At 45.1% G+C, this 17,375-nt stretch carries 12 protein-coding genes; 7 read left to right on the plus strand and 5 right to left on the minus strand.

What is annotated here, in order from left to right; all coding sequences use genetic code 11:
* Positions 1–23 precede the first annotated feature (23 nt).
* Entirely contained in the window at positions 24–1,406 is a 1,383-nt protein-coding gene (gene argH / locus THEAE_RS0109430) for an argininosuccinate lyase (protein WP_028987276.1), read from the plus strand.
* Between the two features lie 112 nt (positions 1,407–1,518).
* On the opposite strand, the gene gltC is transcribed toward argH, so the two are convergent.
* Positions 1,519–2,424: a glutamate biosynthesis transcriptional regulator GltC gene (gene gltC, locus THEAE_RS0109435; protein ID WP_028987277.1), complete on the minus strand. Its 906-nt coding sequence runs from the start codon at positions 2,422–2,424 to the stop codon at positions 1,519–1,521.
* A gap of 181 nt (positions 2,425–2,605) precedes the next feature.
* Between gltC and gltB the strand changes: the two genes are divergently transcribed.
* On the plus strand, positions 2,606–7,204 hold the full coding sequence (gltB, locus tag THEAE_RS0109440) for a glutamate synthase large subunit (RefSeq protein ID WP_028987278.1): 4,599 nt from the start codon (positions 2,606–2,608) through the stop codon (positions 7,202–7,204).
* Between the two features lie 178 nt (positions 7,205–7,382).
* Here the strand turns inward: gltB and THEAE_RS0109445 are convergent, their stop codons facing one another.
* Both THEAE_RS0109445 and pgmB read right to left on the minus strand, forming a co-directional pair.
* Complete coding sequence (locus THEAE_RS0109445) at positions 7,383–9,707, minus strand: glycoside hydrolase family 65 protein (protein ID WP_028987279.1); 2,325 nt, start codon at positions 9,705–9,707, stop codon at positions 7,383–7,385.
* Between the two features lie 54 nt (positions 9,708–9,761).
* On the minus strand, positions 9,762–10,415 hold the full coding sequence (gene pgmB / locus THEAE_RS0109450) for a beta-phosphoglucomutase (RefSeq protein WP_005586539.1): 654 nt from the start codon (positions 10,413–10,415) through the stop codon (positions 9,762–9,764).
* A gap of 132 nt (positions 10,416–10,547) precedes the next feature.
* On the opposite strand from pgmB, the gene THEAE_RS0109455 reads away from it, so the two are divergent.
* The 5 genes from THEAE_RS0109455 (at position 10,548) to THEAE_RS0109480 (ending at position 14,646) form a co-directional block, all read left to right on the plus strand.
* Positions 10,548–10,934, plus strand: a complete 387-nt coding sequence (locus THEAE_RS0109455; RefSeq protein WP_005586537.1) for a CidA/LrgA family protein — start codon at positions 10,548–10,550, stop codon at positions 10,932–10,934.
* Positions 10,927–11,604, plus strand: a complete 678-nt coding sequence (locus THEAE_RS0109460; protein ID WP_005586532.1) for an LrgB family protein — start codon at positions 10,927–10,929, stop codon at positions 11,602–11,604. The genes THEAE_RS0109455 and THEAE_RS0109460 overlap by 8 nt, the downstream gene beginning before the upstream one ends.
* Before the next feature lie 233 nt (positions 11,605–11,837).
* On the plus strand, positions 11,838–12,827 hold the full coding sequence (locus THEAE_RS0109470) for a type I phosphomannose isomerase catalytic subunit (protein ID WP_028987280.1): 990 nt from the start codon (positions 11,838–11,840) through the stop codon (positions 12,825–12,827).
* 203 nt (positions 12,828–13,030) lie between these two features.
* Positions 13,031–13,495 carry an NUDIX hydrolase gene (locus tag THEAE_RS0109475; protein ID WP_005586529.1) on the plus strand — a complete coding sequence of 155 codons (465 nt, stop codon included), beginning with the start codon at positions 13,031–13,033 and terminating at the stop codon, positions 13,493–13,495.
* 395 nt (positions 13,496–13,890) lie between these two features.
* The gene (locus THEAE_RS0109480; protein ID WP_028987281.1) at positions 13,891–14,646 is read left to right on the plus strand and encodes a hypothetical protein; all 756 of its coding nucleotides are present in this window, start codon (positions 13,891–13,893) and stop codon (positions 14,644–14,646) included.
* A gap of 416 nt (positions 14,647–15,062) precedes the next feature.
* Here the strand turns inward: THEAE_RS0109480 and THEAE_RS22015 are convergent, their stop codons facing one another.
* Together THEAE_RS22015 and THEAE_RS0109490 are read right to left on the minus strand one after the other, a co-directional pair.
* A complete protein-coding gene (locus THEAE_RS22015) occupies positions 15,063–16,481 on the minus strand; it encodes a sensor histidine kinase (protein ID WP_052329897.1) in 1,419 nt (472 codons plus the stop codon).
* Positions 16,481–17,167 (minus strand): response regulator transcription factor, encoded by a 687-nt coding sequence (locus tag THEAE_RS0109490; RefSeq protein ID WP_005586524.1) that lies wholly within the window; start codon positions 17,165–17,167, stop codon positions 16,481–16,483. Before THEAE_RS0109490 ends, THEAE_RS22015 begins: the two co-directional genes overlap by 1 nt.
* Positions 17,168–17,375 lie beyond the last annotated feature (208 nt).

Raw genomic sequence — 17,375 nt, forward strand, 5'->3', positions numbered from 1 at the left:
CAGCAGGTTCGGGAGGGGTTCGATTGGATAAATTATGGGGGGGGCGTTTCAGCAAGGAAACAGACCAATTGGTTGACCAATTTACCGCCTCCATCTTTTTTGACCAAAAACTAGCCGCCTATGATATAGAAGGAAGCATTGCTCATGTGGAGATGCTTGGGTCGTGTGGAATCTTATCGGATGGGGAAGTAAAGAAAATCAAAGACGGGTTGTTGGAGATGAAGAGGAAGGCCGAAAAAGGGGAGCTCCATTACCGTCAGGAAGATGAAGATATCCATATGAATATCGAGCGCTCCCTGCTGGATGCGATTGGGCCTGTGGCAGGAAAGCTTCATACAGCCCGCAGTAGGAATGATCAGGTTGCCACAGATATGCATCTCTATCTTCGAGAGAAAATCGATGAGATTCTATCCCTTCTCCTTCAGGTGGAAAAGGAAATCGTAGAGCAAGCGAAAAAAAATGTAGAGACCATTTTTCCTGGATATACCCATTTACAGCGGGCACAGCCCATCTCATTTGCCCATCATCTTCTTGCCTATTTTTGGATGTTTGAACGAGACCGGGAGAGATATAAAGACAGCTTGAAGCGGGTCAATTGGCTACCTCTTGGAGCAGGGGCATTGGCAGGAACCACATTCCCCATTGATCGTTTTTTGACGGCAAAAAAATTAGGATTCGATTTTGTCTATCCCAATAGCATTGACGCCGTAAGCGATCGGGATTTTATCTTGGAGTTTTTAGCGAATTCTTCCATATTGATGATGCACCTGTCCCGGCTAGCTGAGGAATTGGTTCTTTGGTCTAGCCAGGAGTTCCAGTTTATCGAGATTGATGACGCCTTCTGCACCGGTTCAAGCATTATGCCCCAAAAGAAGAATCCCGATGTTCCGGAACTGATTCGGGGAAAGACAGGGCGTGTCTATGGGAATCTCATTGGGCTTCTAACCGTAATGAAAGGACTACCCCTCGCCTACAATAAAGATCTTCAGGAAGATAAAGAAGGGATGTTTGATACGGTAATCACGATAGAACAATCCCTTCAAATTTTAGCCCCCCTCTTGCGAACGATGGAAGTGAGGAAAGAGAGGATGGCGGAAGCGATACGTACGGATTATTCAAACGCGACAGACTTGGCCGATTACTTGGCAAAGAAAGGGATACCTTTCAGGGAGGCGCATGATATTACCGGGAAGATCGTTTATTACGCGATTACAAAGAAGAAAAGTTTACTTGAATTATCCTTGAATGAATATCGATCTTATTCCCCTTTATTTGAAGAGGACCTTTATCAAGCGATCGATCCCAGGCAGGTCATGGCTGCACGAAACAGCTACGGAGGAACCTCTCCGGAGCAAGTGGCGGTTCAATTGAGGTTAGCCGAGGAAAGGGTGCGAACGAACCCCTAAGCGTCACAAAGAGAGAATCATTATGTATAATGACGTATATTTATACAGCACATTTTTTAAAAAGGCGGCTCAAAAAGCCGCCTTATCCATGGAGACCGGAGCATTTAAAAATTTAGTGATTAAATCGATTTATTCTAGCAAAAAATTGGATGAGAAATTGTAAGAAGAGTTTCTCGGAAGGAGAGAGATCCCGTTGATTGGGAACTACGATTCCCACGTTTCGGGAGATGACGGGTTCTGAAATCGGGATTCTTACCGATGCTCTTGGAATGTTGTCGATCAAGGTGATCTCCGGTAAGATGGTTACCCCTAATCCGGCCGCAACCAGTCCCTTTATGGTATCAATTTCTTCCCCCTCAAATGCTACCTTCGGTTGAAATCCCATCTGCTTGCATGCATCATCGACGATCTTACGCAGGAACATCCCGGAACGGAATAATACAAACGGTTCATTTCGTAATTGGTCAAGACGAAGGCTCGTCTCGGTAGATAAGGGATGGGTAGCGGGGAGCAGGGCCGTCATTTGTTCCGTGAAAAGGATATAGCCGGTTAATTCTTTATCATTGGTTGGTACGGGGGTGACAAATGCCATATCAATCTCTGCGTTGAGAACGGAGTCGATCAAATTCTTGATCATTCCTTGTCTGAGTTCGAAGTGAATGCCCGGATGTTGGCTTCTAAAGGCAGAGATGACCGTAGGAAGCGTATAACTGGCTAAGCTGCTGGGAAAGCCGATGCGGATCGTTCCTTCTTCAGGATTTAGAAACTCATCAATTTGCTGTTTTGCTTTTTCAATCTCTTTCATCACATTTTCCATATGTTCTAAAAACATCTTTCCCACCGGCGTTAAACGAACATTTCTCCCTTCACGAATAAACAGCTGTACTCCCAATTCTCCCTCAAGGTTGGCGATCTGCCTGCTAATCGCCGATTGGGCCACATTCAAGGCAAAAGCCGCTTCGGTTACATGTTCTCTTTTTGCCACCTCAATAAAATAACGAATTTGCGTCAGTTCCATCTTTTCTCCCTTCTGACCACAAACAATCTCATTGTTCGATTAAACTTATCTAAATAATATATTGTTTGTATGATTAATTATACATATACTATGAGGTAAAGAAAAGAGAGAATGATAAATAGTTTCTCAGGGTTTGTCCTTATAAAAAAAGAGGGACGCTCTGGAAGAAGGGGTGTGGATCATGAACCATCAGTTTTTTCAACAAAGAGGTTTGTACGATCCGTTCTTTGAGCATGACGCTTGCGGAATCGGATTTATCGCCCGATTGGGTGGCGATTCCTCCCACGAAGTCTTAAAGAGCGGAATAGAGATGTTAACCAGATTAGATCATAGAGGTGGGAAGGGAAGTGATCCCAATACAGGGGATGGAGCAGGGATCCTGGTCCGGATCCCCCACCACTATTTCCTAGAAGAAGCTAAGAAGGTAGGGATTCATCTTCCGAAGGCCGGTTCCTATGGAATAGGGATGATTTTTTTTCCTCAGGAGGAATCGCTTCGGATAAAACAAGAGGAAAAAATTGTCGAAATTGCAGAAAAGGAAGGCTTTGAGATCCTCTGGTGGAGGACGGTGCCCGTCGATCCATCTTCTATTGGAGAAGGGGCGAAAAAGAGCATGCCCTTTATCAGGCAGCTCTTTCTAAGGTATAAATTTCCTCTCGCCAGTGAATTGGATTTGGAGCGGAAACTGTTCCTGGTTAGGAAACAGGCGGAGAATTGGGTCAAAAACTCTTCTTTTCCCCATTCTTTTTACTTTGCCAGTCTTTCGAGTCGTACCATCGTTTATAAAGGAATGCTGACACCTGCTCAGATCACCGCCTTTTATCTCGATCTACGAGAGGAAAAGTTTACAACTCCTTTCATCATGGTTCATTCCAGGTATAGCACGAATACTTTCCCCAGCTGGGAGCGGGCTCATCCGAACCGATACCTTGTTCATAACGGCGAGATCAACACCTTAAGAGGTAATATTAACTGGATGTTGGCTAGAGAAAAGAGTTTTCAATCCGAAGTTTTTGGCGATGAACTTTCTAAAGTGATTCCGGTCCTTGATGTAGACGGCAGCGATTCTGCCATGTTGGATAATGCATTGGAATTTTTCTATTTGAGTGGGCGTTCTTTGCCCCACGCGGCGATGATGATGATTCCCGAGCCGTGGGAAAAAGATCCGAACATTACGCCCGAAAAGAAAGCTTTTTATGAGTATCACAGTAATTTGATGGAACCATGGGATGGGCCGACGGCCATTTGTTTTACCGACGGAAACGAAATCGGGGCGATGCTGGATCGGAATGGCCTTCGTCCCGCACGGTACACCATCACGAAGGATGGATGGATCTATTTTTCTTCGGAAGCAGGGGTGATAGAAACGCCTCCTGCCCAGGTGAAACATAAAGGGAAACTAGGCCCGGGAAAGATGATATGGGTAGATGTAAGATCGGGAGAGATCCTTTTTGATGCGGAGATCAAGAAGAAGGTAGCTACGGAGAAACCGTATGAAGTATGGCTTAAGGAAAACAGAATGACCTTGAAGGATCTTCCACAGGTGAAAGCCGACCTTCTCGTCGAAGATCAGATTTTGTTACGCCATCAAGTGGCTCACGGCTATACCCGTGAAGAACTGGATAAGCTTCTCATTCCGATGGCCCGGGAGGGGAAAGATCCTGTAGGATCGATGGGTTATGATGCTCCCCTCGCTGTTTTGTCAGACCGGCCGCAGCTTTTGTTCCATTATTTTAAACAATCTTTTGCCCAAGTAACCAATCCTCCCATCGATGCATTAAGGGAAGAATTGGTTACTTCTACATCCACTTTGCTTGGAGCCGAGGGAAATCTTTTACGGCCGAGGCCTGAAAATGCCCGCCGTATTCGGATCGAGCGCCCCCTTTTGACCGGGAGTGAATTGCTAAGCCTTAAGAATCTGGATGATCCGGCATTCCGACTGAAAAAGTTAGATATTCTCTTTCCCGTCTCGGAAGGAGAGAAAGGTTTAGAAAAGGCGCTGGAACAACTCTTCAAAGAGGCGGATGAAGCGATCCTCGAGGGATATACCCTCCTTCTCCTCAGTGATCGGGCGATGAATAAAGAATTGGCTCCCATCCCTTCTCTTCTTGCCGTCAGCGGACTTCATCATCATCTGATCCGTCGGGGAACGAGAATGAAAGTAAGCCTCCTCCTCGAGACAGGGGAAGCAAGGGAGGTTCATCATTTCTCTGTTTTGGTTGGGTATGGAGCGGATGCGATTTACCCCTATCTCTCTTTTGCAACGATTCGTTCGTTGATCGAGAACGGTGAATTGCAAGGAATCGATTATGAACAAGCGGAGAAAAATTACCTAAAGGCGGTAACCGATGGAATCTTAAAAGTCATGTCCAAAATGGGTATATCTTCTATTCAAAGCTATAGGGGTGCCCAGATCTTCGATGCCATCGGCATTTCGAAGGATGTAATCGAGAAATACTTTACCCGTACCGCCTCTCCCATCGGGGGAATCTCCCTCGAAACGATCGCAAAGGAGACGTTGATGCGTCATCAAAATGCTTATTCGGATCGCGAAGATCTGGCCTTAGACGTAGGCGGGGAGCTGCAATATCGAAAAAATGGGGAAGAGCATGTCTTCGTTCCAAAGACGAACCAGACCTTACAGCAAGCGGTTAGAAAAGGGGATTATGAACTGTATAAGAAGTATACGGAGCTAGTGCAGAATGAGAAACCCTTCTTTATTCGCCATCTGCTGGATCTAAAACCTTCCTCCACACCGGTTCCCCTTGAGGAAGTGGAATCAATCGAGTCGATCTTAACCCGCTTTAAGACAGGGGCCATGTCCTACGGAGCGTTAAGTCAAGAGGTTCATGAAACATTGGCGATCGCCATGAACCGGATTGGTGGGAAGAGCAATAGCGGGGAAGGCGGGGAGGATCCGAAACGGTATGTGCCGGATGCTTCCGGTGATTCCCGAAGCAGCGCCATTAAACAGGTGGCTTCCGGACGATTTGGTGTCAACAGTCACTATCTGGTCAATGCAAAAGAACTGCAAATTAAGATGGCTCAAGGTGCAAAACCTGGAGAAGGAGGGCAATTGCCCGGGAAGAAGGTATATCCATGGATTGCCCAGGTGCGCCGTTCCACTCCCGGAGTAGGGCTAATTTCTCCACCCCCTCATCATGATATTTATTCCATTGAGGACCTGGCCCAATTGATCTACGATTTAAAGAATGCAAATCGCGATGCGAAGATTAGCGTGAAATTGGTTTCCAAGCCGGGAGTAGGTACGATCGCTGCCGGGGTTGCCAAAGGACTGGCCGATACCATCCTGATTAGTGGTTATGACGGCGGGACGGGAGCCTCTCCTTTAACCAGCATTCGTCACGCCGGGTTTCCATGGGAGATTGGTCTTGCGGAGACTCACCAGACCCTCCTTTTAAATGGTCTTCGGGATAGGGTTAGGTTAGAAACGGATGGAAAGCTCTTGACAGGTCGGGATGTGATAATCGCGGCTCTGTTGGGTGCGGAAGAGTACGGGTTCTCCACGGCCCCCCTGATTGCATTAGGTTGTGCGATGGCTAGGGTTTGCCATAACGATACCTGCCCTGTCGGGATTGCCACGCAAAATCCTGAGCTGAGGAAACGATTCAAAGGGAAACCGGAACACCTCATCAACTTTATGCGCTTTGTCGCCCAGGAAGTACGGGAGATTATGGCTCAGTTAGGGTTTAGAACCATTGATGAGATGATTGGGCGAACCGATGTACTACAGGTCAGCGAAAGGGCAAAAAGACATTGGAAGGCGCAAAGTCTCGACTTTTCCGCTTTGTTGTATCAACCTGAAGTCCCTGAATCGGTGGGGCGTTACAAAAAGCGGGAGCAGGAGTACCATCTGGAAGAGACCCTCGATATGAAGGTACTTCTCCCACTGGCGGAAGAAGCGCTTAAGGAACGTTATCCCGTCTCCATCGATCTAAAGATCAATAATACCAACCGCACGGTCGGTACGATACTGGGAAGCGAATTAACACGAAGGTATGGAGAGGCAGGGCTTCCTGAAGACTTGATCCGTCTTAATTTCTATGGCGCTGCGGGCCAGAGTTTCGGCGCTTTTCTCCCCCACGGGATCACCCTCCGTCTCGAAGGGGAAGCCAACGATTATGTAGGGAAGGGGCTATCTGGAGGCAAGATGATCATCACACCTCCAGCGGAATGGAACCTCCCTGCAGAGGAAAACGTATTGATCGGAAACGTAGCCTTCTATGGCGCAACCGCTGGAGAGGCGTATATTGCCGGTGTGGCAGGAGAACGATTCTGTGTCCGTAATAGTGGGATGAAGGCGGTGGTTGAAGGAGTTGGCGATCATGGATTGGAATATATGACAGGAGGCCGGGTTGTCATTCTCGGATCGGTGGGTAAGAATTTCGCTGCAGGGATGTCCGGCGGCATCGCATACCTCTTAACCACAGATTTGGAGGAACTTAAAAGACGAACCAACCAGGATTTGATTCTCTTTGAAACCCTTACGGATTCTAGGGAGATTGGTCGAGTAAAACAAATGATCGAAAACCACTATCATTATACGGGCAGCAAAAAGGCAGCAGAAGTCTTAGAAAACTGGGATCAATACCTCCCCCAATTCGTGAAGATCATTCCTGTGGAGTATAAGGCGATGGTTGAAGCGATTGAAAGATATAAGAGGAACGGCCATACCCACGATGAAGCCGCCTTAGTCGCTTTTAGAAATCACTATATGACCAAGAGCGAGAAAGAAGAGGAGATTGAGAAGGTGGTTTAACTTCAATTCCTGAAAGAGAGGAGTAATCCTCGTCGAATGAACCCGGATGGTTTCACTTTAAATGGGTAAAGAAAAGGGAAGCTGGAACAGCTTCCTTTTTCTTTGCTCCTAGATTGCTTTCGTCCTAAAATCATTTCTTGAAGAGGTCATCTTTACTTCAATTTCCGATGGATTCGATTTATATCTCCGCTTTCGTCCTTTGCTGGAGAGCGATCTCCAATTCCCCCTGAGCTCCAATCGTGTATTCATTGCCAAAGATGAGAAGATCTGCGGGGGTTTCCGTCTCATTGCGGAGGAGGACCTTTTCCTTCGTCACCGTCACCTTTAATCGAGAGCCCCGGAAAAGAATTTTGAAGGAGAATCCCTTCCAATGATCCGGGGTATAAGGATTTAAGACGAGTCGTCCATTGCGAACCCGTAGGCCTCCAAAACCCATCACCACCGACATCCATGTACCTGCCATGCTTGTGATATGCAACCCATCCTCCGTGTCATGATTGTAATTCTCCAGGTCCAAACGGGCAGTTCGGAGATAAAGCTCATACGCTTTCTCTTTATATCCCAATTCACTGGCCAGGATGGAGTGAACACAGGGGGAGAGGGAGGATTCATGGACGGTCATCGGCTCATAAAAGTCGAAATTCCTTCTTTTTGTTTCAAGGTCATACTGATCGCCGAGAAAAAATAACCCTTGGAGGACATCCGCTTGTTTAATATAGCAGGAGCGTAGAATGCGGTCCCAGGACCAGTGCTGGTTAATAGGACGCTCTTTGGGATCTAATTGATCCACCGTTTTTAATTCCTTATCTAAAAATCCGTCTTGTTGTAGGAAAATACCCCGGTTTTCATCAACAGGGTAGTACATCTTCTCAATCATTTCTTTCCATTTCTCGGTTTCTTCCTCCCGAAGCTTCGTCTTCTCCATCATCTCCTCATATCGTTCGGGATATTCTTTTCTCACAAATTCAAGGGTTTCTAGGGTATACTGGAGGGTCCATGCGGCGATTCGGTTTGTATACCAGTTATTGTTCACGTTGTTTTCGTATTCGTTGGGGCCGGTAACCCCTAAAATGACATAACCTTTGTGCTCGGTATATTGAATCCGTTCTTCCCAAAAGCGGGAGATCTCGATCAAAACCTCTAAGCCATACTGGGGTAAATAGGCGTTGTCCCCGGTATAATGGACATAATTATAAATGGCGTAGGCGATCGCTCCGTTGCGATGAATCTCCTCAAATGTGATCTCCCATTCATTATGGCATTCCTCACCGTTCATCGTCACCATGGGATAGAGGGCACCTTTTTTAAAGCCGAGTTTCCTCGCATTTTCTTTCGCCTTTTCTAGATGGTTATAACGGTAAAGGAGAAGGTTCCTGGCGATATGGGAATCGGCCGTGCTGAGGTAAAAGGGGAGACAGTACGCTTCCGTGTCCCAATAGGTGCTTCCCCCATATTTTTCCCCGGTAAATCCTTTTGGCCCGATATTTAAGCGAGGGTCGTCGCCGGTATAAGTTTGATGAAGTTGGAAAATATTGAAGCGAATCCCCTGTTGGGCTTCAGAGTCTCCTTCGATCACGATGTCGCTATCCTGCCATTTTTTAGCCCAAGCCTCTCTTTGCTCCTCTAAAAGGGAAGAGTAGCCGATTCCAAAAGCTTCCTGCACCCGAAGTCTACCTACATTTTCCAAACTATCAACCGGATAATCCCTTGAGGTGACATTGGCCACATATTTTTCAATGGACGTCCTTTCGCCTTGAATCATGGGAAGGTTAAACTCATAGGCGAGATATTTTTCTTTGGAATGAAGAAGTGGGGAAAGGGAGAGGGGTTGATTCCCCTGTATTATTTTACAACGCATCGCGGAAGTTAAATAAAAATCAAGTTTCTTTGTTCTCATGGTAAGAATCGCTTCTGCCGTATCGATGGTTCTGTGGTTTTCCACCCAAAATTTCTCATCATAATTGGCATCCTGATTCCTCACATCTCCGTCTAAATAGAGAATGATCTTTAGATTTCCTGAGAAATTGAGGGGCTTTATCGAATAAGATATCACGCCGATTTCAGGACGCGCGATGCTTAAAAAACGGATCGCATTCACTTCAACTTCCCGGCCACCGGAAAATAGGGCGATAAAATTCCGTTCAAGATAGCCTTCTTTCATGTTTAAAATCCGGGTAAAATCTTTAACATGAACCCGGGCCAGATCTAATTCTTCCCCATCAAAGAGAAGGCGCAATCCAATCCAATTGGTGGAGTTGATTACTTTGGCAAAATATTCGGGATAGCCGATCTTCCACCAACCCACCCTCGTTTTGTCGGGATAGTAAACCCCCGCCATATAGCTTCCTTGCAGCGATTCTCCCGAGTAGGTTTCTTCAAAATTGGCCCGTTGCCCCATATGCCCGTTTCCCAGGCTGAACAGGCTTTCCGATACCAGATGATTTTTCGGATCAAAACCTTCCTCGATGATCTTCCACTCATCCACTTTAATGTACTTCTTCATCCAGCGATTCTCCTTCCTTTTAGAGCAAACGTTTGCGCAAATAAAGAAAAAAAATTATAGCTTTTTTTCTAAATCAAGCAATGTAAACCCATTTAACGAGGGGATGACCAAATCGGCTTTACTCAAGCGTTGATAAGAACCGATTCCTACCGCGTACATCCCAGCTCGCTTAGCAGCCTCAATGCCTGCCTCGGCATCTTCAAAAACTACACATTCTTTCGGCTCAACATCGAGCTCCTTGGCACCGAGTAAAAAAACTTCGGGATCCGGCTTTGCTTTTGTCACTTTCGTGCCATCGATCACCGCATCAAAATAGGGGAGAAGACCTGTGTTTGTTACGATGGTCATCGCGTTTTTGCTGGCGGAGCCAAGGGCGGTTTTCTTTCCTGCATTTTTTAATTCTTGAAGAAATTCTTTTACTCCAGGGAGGATCTGCGAAGGATCCATCGTTGAGATATACTCCACATACCATTCATTCTTCTTAGACGCCAATTCCTCCTTTTTTTCCACGCCCACTTCTATGTTACCGATTTCAAGCAGAATTTCAAGGGAACGCATGCGACTTACTCCTTTAAGCCGTTCATTTTGTTCCTCGGTAAAATCGAAGCCTAACTCATTGGCGAGGCGTTTCCAAGCGAGGAAATGATATTTTGCGGTATCCACCAAAACTCCGTCTAAGTCAAATAAAAAAGCTTTGAATGACTTCAATCTCTTCCCTCACTTCTTATGTTTGTTATAATGAATAGGTAGCCGCAAAGTTCATTATACCTCATGAAAGAGACAAAAGAGAAGCGAAAAATTGGTGAATAATAAAAATGAAATAGGAGGGGAGAGGATTCTGTGCGAGGAATTGTGCTTATTTTTCTTTTTTACTTTCTAGGGCATCTTCTGCAAAAAACCGTTCTTCCCTTGCCTGGGAATGTAAACGGCTTAATACTTCTCACCATGTCCTTATTTTTGGGATGGGTCAAATTAGAGTGGGTTGAGAAGGAGGCGGAGATTCTTAACCGTTCTATGCTTCTTTTTTTTGCACCTGTCATCGTCGGAATCATGCCTCTTTTCCCGAAGTACCAATCGGAGTTATTGCCCATTACGGTGAGCCTTTTGGGAAGCACCTTAGTGGTCCTTATTTCTACGGGCTGGATGGTGAAGATCTTCACCGGACGAAAAATTAAAGCGGAGATGGGCGCCGGAACCCTGGATGGGGAGGGGAACCTAGATGTTTGATACTCCCCTCTTTGGCATTACCATTACTCTTCTCTTTTATTTTTTATCTCAAGAGGTGGCAAAGCGAAAGCCTCAAATTCATCCTTTACTCCTCACGGTGGGGGGAATTATTCTTTTCCTCCTTTTTTCAGGAATCCCTTATGAGGCTTATGCGAAGGGGGGAGAGATGCTTTCTTTTCTTCTTGGTCCAGCCACCGTTGCCTTAGCCGTACCCATCTATAAACATTTTTCCTCCATTCGTAAGCATTTTATCTCTCTATTTGCGGCGATTACGTTAGGCCATTTGGCGGGCCTTCTTTCCGTTTTTTTTATTCTCTTTCTTATGAAAGGGTCCAAGGAAGTGATTCTCTCGATGCTTCCTAAAAGCGTCACGACTCCTATTTCGGTGGAATTAAGCCGTTTCATCGGAGGAATCCCAGAATTGGCGGGACTATTTACCGTTCTTGCAGGATTGATCGGAAGCGTGGTGGGGCCTTTTATCTTGAGAAGATGCGGGATTAAGGAGGATGTGGCTATAGGCACCGCCATGGGAACGGCGGCTCATGGGATCGGAACCGCCCGCTTGCTGCAGGAAAATGAAATGCAAGGGAGCGTCAGCGGTTTTGCCATGGGGGTTTCCGGGATCATCCTCTCTTTGCTCATTGCAGGGGCGGTTTTTCTCAAGCTGTAAGGAATGGATACCGAGATCTATCGAAGCTTTATGAAGGAAGATCACGACCGATTTATGGGTCGATTGATTTAAGCCAAAATGTGGATTTTTAAAGAGAAAAACATGTATGAAACGGCAGACGATAATGAACAGATCGTGATTTGTCTTGCGGAGTTTAGTAGAATAGGATTAGAGGGATTCCCTCTCATTTGTGGGAAACTAGCCACATCGTTCGAAAGAAAGGAAGTTGAAACATGGACCTTTATCCTGTAAAGTTCGCTCCCATTCCCCATGCCCGTATTTGGGGCGGGGAGAGCCTAAAAACGTCTTTTTCCGTTCAAGAGAAGGGACCCATTGGTGAGTATTGGGTCTTATCGGCGCATCCGAGTTCCCCTAGTGTGGTAACCCACGGTTTGTTGAAAGGAAAATCTTTATTATCCCTTACGGAAGAATATCCGAAGGAATTTTTAGGCTCTTCACCTCAACCTCGATTTCCTCTCCTGATCAAATTTCTGGATGTGGAGGATGATCTTTCGATCCAGGTACATCCGGATAACGATTATGCGTTAAGGGAGGAGAAAGATTACGGCAAGACGGAAGCATGGTATTTTCTTAATGCAAAAAAAGGGGCAAAAATCATCTTTGGAGATACATTTCAAAATCGTGAAGAATATTTAAAAGCGGTTGAGGAAGGAAGAATCCGGGATTATTTAAAATATAAGGACGTTAAAGCAGGGGATGTGGTGTATGTTCCTGCCGGCACCCTTCACGCCCTTTTGGCGGGCACACAACTGATTGAGGTGCAGCAGACGTCCGATGTAACCTACCGGGTGTACGACTGGGATCGGGTCGATCAAGGGGGAAAGAAAAGGGAATTGCATGTGGAAAAAGCGGCCGCCGTGATGACCTACGGAAAGGAGAGCGGACACGAAGATGCCGATCTTATCCGGAGGGTGATTCGTGATGAAGAAGGCTTCCTGCACGAACATCTGGTTACTTCCCCCTACTTCGTGATGGAAAAAATCACGTTGAGAGGAAAGAAGGTGCGCCTCAGCGGGGGGAAAGAAGGAAATCCCGATATCTTGATCATCTCTTCCGGCGAAGGAAGATTATCCTGGACGGAGAAAGAGGCACCCATCTCCCTTCATTTCGGCGACACTCTCCTCATTCCCAGCTCGATTTCTCAGGAAGGATACGACCTAGAAACAAGTGGAACGTTGGAGATCTTACGCACGTTCTATTGATAAAATCTAATCCTTACATTACAAAGGTGCATTCTAGGTTCGACCTGAAGTCCCATATTTTGAGACACCGGATAGAAGTTTTATGGTTTTTGCAAGGGAAGGAGTTAAAAGGAACCGTTTTTTGGGTCTCATCTTTTGCTTTGAGATGAAGTCTATGACATTATGCGGAAAGTAAAAAGTAAATGGAGAGGAGCTGTGCAACGTTGGGATATATCATGGAATTACGGAAATGGGTGGGAAAACGTCCGCTCATCATGGCAGCTGCAGGAGTAGCCGTTATGGATGAAGAGGAGAAGATCCTCCTGCAACAGCGAGTCGACAATGATATGTGGGGGCTCCCCGGAGGCGCCTTGGAACTTGGGGAGACCTTAGAAGAGGCGGCCAAAAGGGAACTGTTGGAAGAAACGGGCCTTACCGCCCGCTCGTTAGAGCTTTTTAACGTTTTTTCCGGAGAAGAGCTTCATTACACATATCCCAACGGCGACGAAGTATACATCGTGTCAGCCGTATATCTTTGCAGAGATTTTACAGGAAATCCAGTCAATGATGATGAAGAGACCAAAGATTTAAGGTTCTTCAGAAAAGATGAGATCGATTTTAAATGGGTAAATCCTCCGGATCGTCCGATTTTAGCAGCTGTGCTTCAATATACTGCAAAAAGTGAATAATAATTCTTTACATTAGGTCCATCCCAGATTATAGTGAAATTGGAGAGTAGTTAGTAAAAGTTTTTCTGCCAATATGAAACATTGGGAAGTAACGACATTGGAAGTAGCGCTATGAAGTTGCAAGTGATTAAATCTTTAAAGAGGAGGTTTTAAAATTCTGAAGCGAGTTTTTATACTTTATCTCTGACATTGGTTTTCTTATAGTCTTTCACCAGTGTTTTTGCAGAAGCTCCTTTTGTTTTAGACGTTGACGACTCTACAAAGTTCATCATCGCTTCTAGTGTCTCTTTGATCATGGAGATTTTCAAACTGGCTGGTATAGTCTTTTTGCGATAAACTCTGAGACCTTTAAAAAACTCTCCTTTATTACTTTAAAAACAGGAGGTAAACCGATATTGGATAGAAAAAGTTTTCATAAAATGGCTTTTTCGTGTTATTATATCCTTTTTTTGATAGGGATTTTATTGATATCCGGGGGGTGCAGCTCTTTACCTCAGACTGGCAAGGAAGTGCAGAATGAAGATGTCGATGACAAAACTCAAGAAAATATTGTTTTCGGTAAAAGTTTAAAACAGATGGGACTAACCATCTTAATCAATGATTCGGCTCAATTTACCGACCCAAATCGAAAAAATTATAAACCCACTTTTGAGGTGGTAAACTCGGATGTTTGCATCTCCTGTATTAAAGAAGCAGGGAAGCTAAAAGGTTCTATGTCATCAATTGATCTATATTTTTCCGATTCCGGAATCGATATGAATCAGCTTGCGGTTAAATATCTTCAAGGCTTTCAAAAAGAAGAAACGATGAATGAACAAAATGTAGTGGAGATAAATTCGAAAAAGTACAAATTTGCGGAGTTAAGAGAGAATAAGATCTTTGAAGATGAACGATGGGTCATTTATGAATTGAGTGACAAACTAGACGTTGCAGATATCGATGAAAAGATTCATCAACTTTCGATGAATGGCGTTGATGGGTACGATTATACGTGGCTGAAAGAGATGTATAGATATTTAGATCTGAATCTGAAAGAGATGATTATTTATAAGGCTTTGGCATCAACAAGTGCTGATCTTGCTGGGATTCTGTTTCAGGGAGTCATCAACAGTTCTCAGGCTCTAACATTCTCCTCTAACATTCTCCTCTAACATTCTCCTCTAACATTCTCCATGGAATGGAACTGCTTTTCGTTCGTAGCTTAGTTTTTATTATAAGTTAACATAATATACATTATCGGACGTTGTAGAAAAAAAGAAAATCGAGTTTTAAAACCCGGCTGTGGGGTTGGCCCAAATCTCCCTATTTCTTTGTTTTTATTTTCCTCCTTGGTGAGAAACCAAATTCTCATCTGAAGCATATTGAATGAAGCATATTGAGAAGCATATTGAATTGAAATGAAGCATATTGAAATGAAGCTTATTGATACGCTTCAAGATGGTTTTCGCGGCGGTTATCATGTTCGTAAAAATGCTCTACACACATTGGTCAAAGTGGGGTTTTATCTGAGTTTCTCAAATCTAAAGTACTTCTCAAGATGAAGAAAAATGAGATGTTTGAAACACAGCTATAGGTCGTTATCGCTTTCGAGCGGGATCCTGATTGTAAAAATGCTCCCACCTTCCGGATGGTTTTCCGCCTGAATGCTACCTCCGTGGGCTTCCACATATCCCTTGGCTATGGCTAATCCTAATCCCGTCCCCCCTTCAGTGCGGGATCTCCCTTTATCGGACCTATAAAAACGTTCAAAGAGATAAGGTAGATCATCCGGCGCAATGCCCGGTCCTGTATCACGGACGGAGATGATCATCCTCTCCCCTTCCCTTCTGCCTGTAATTTCAATAACCCCATCGTTGGGAGTATACCGAATCCCGTTGCCGATGAGATTTACCAAGACCTGCTCGATCCGTTTGGGGTCCAGGGAAACGAAAGTTAACTCTTCTCCTAAATCAAGATGTATGGAGATCTTCTTTTCTTCCAATTGAGCAGAAAAAATTTGAACTACCTTTTGCACCAAGGAAATAAGATTTACCTTTTCCTTGTGCAGGGGGAGCTTCCCCGCCTCCGCTAAACTAATATTTTGGAGATCATTTACCATGTGGGCCATACGTACGGTTTCGTCGTGGAGAAGCGCTAACCGCTCTTCATTGGGCGGGTCTCCCTTCATGAGCATCGATTCTAAGTTCCCTCTCAGTATGAAAAGAGGGGTTCTCAGCTCATGAGCAACATCAGCGATCAGGTTTTTCCGCACCTTCTCCAATTGCTCCAAACGATCTGCCATCCGGTTAAATGAGAGAGCCAACGCTCCAATCTCATCGTTGCTTTTGATCTTCACTCTCTTTGACCAATCTCCTTTAGCAAAACCCTGGGTGGCTTGCGTTAATTTTTTTAAGGGGCGAGTAAGACCTACAGAGATGAGGAGACTAATAAGAATAGCAATAACGAGGGCTATTCCACCGCTGATCCAGACCGCTTCATTTACAGATTTCAGGAAAGAATTTTCTAAACGAGTGTAACCGGATTGGGGAGATAAACCAAGAAGGATAAATCCGATTCTCTCTCCTTTCTCATCATAGAGGGGACGAATTTGCCCTTTATAGGTATCCGGGGAGATTTTTTCCCCGATCCGGGAGGAGGTAGAATCTGCGATAACCACTCCTTCCGGGGATAAAAGAAGAAGTTCCTCCGGAGTTCCGGAAGTGAAAGAAGGAGGCCCGTTTCGCCCCATCCCTATTCCTCTCCCCCATCTTCTTCCTCCTTCCGCAGCCATTCCTTGGAGAAGGGATTCCACCCCATCCCAGCTCCCTCTGGTAAGGTAATAATTCCTGAAAAGTTGCTCATATTGATTTAATCGATTTTCCCGCACCGCTCCCATATACTGAAGGAGATTTTTATCGATAGACCCGTAGGAGAGCAGGCTAAAGAGGATGGCAGAAAGGAGAACAATAAGGACGAAAGAAAATAAGAGCTTTTTTTGCAGCTTCATTATCCATCCCCTCCAAATTTATAACCGACTCCATAGACGGTCAGAATATACCGGGGATGAGAAGGATCCTCTTCGATCTTCCTTCTTAGATTGCTAATGTGGGTATCCAGGACTCGCTCATACCCCATATACGCTTCTCCAAGGGTCTCCAAGAGCTGCATCCGCGTAAAAACTCTTTTAGGATGACGCGCCAGAATTTCCAGCAGCTTGTATTCCGTCGGCGTTAAAGCGATTTTCTTCCCTTCTTTCTCCACCTCCATCCTTTCCGTATAAAGGGTTAAATGGTTATAAACAAGGGCTGGCTCTTGGACTTCCTTCTCCCCTTTCTTCAACCTTCTTAACACAACCCGAATTCTTGCCACCAATTCCCTTAGGCTGAATGGTTTGGTAATGTAGTCGTCCGCCCCAATTTCCAAGCCTAATACTTTATCCACTTCTTCCGATTTGGCCGTTAAAAGAATAACGGGGAGTTCTCCTTTTTTTCTGATCTCCTTCAAGATTTCAAAACCGTTTTTTCCCGGCATAAGAACGTCGAGAATGATCAAATCGGGAGAAAACGAGTCGATCTTCTCTAAAACTTCCTCGCTCTTCGTAATTCCGAGGGTGATAAAACCTTCGCTTTGAAGATATTGTTCGATCATCTCGACGATTTTTATCTCATCATCTACGACCAGCAGTTTCTCCATGTCCATTCTCCTTCTCTGCAAGGAGCTTTTTATTTATCATACCATATAGGGTATGAATTGTAATCATTTGACGTTCTATCGTTTCCATATTACGAGGGATTATTTCCTTGACCCATTTCCACCGCTAATACCTTCTCAGGATCGAGTCACTCTCTTGGGAAAACCCATTTACTTCTCTGCAATGGCATTTTTATCATCTGATGATGTC

This window comes from Thermicanus aegyptius DSM 12793 (genome assembly GCF_000510645.1).
Lineage (GTDB): Bacteria > Bacillota > Bacilli > Thermicanales > Thermicanaceae > Thermicanus > Thermicanus aegyptius.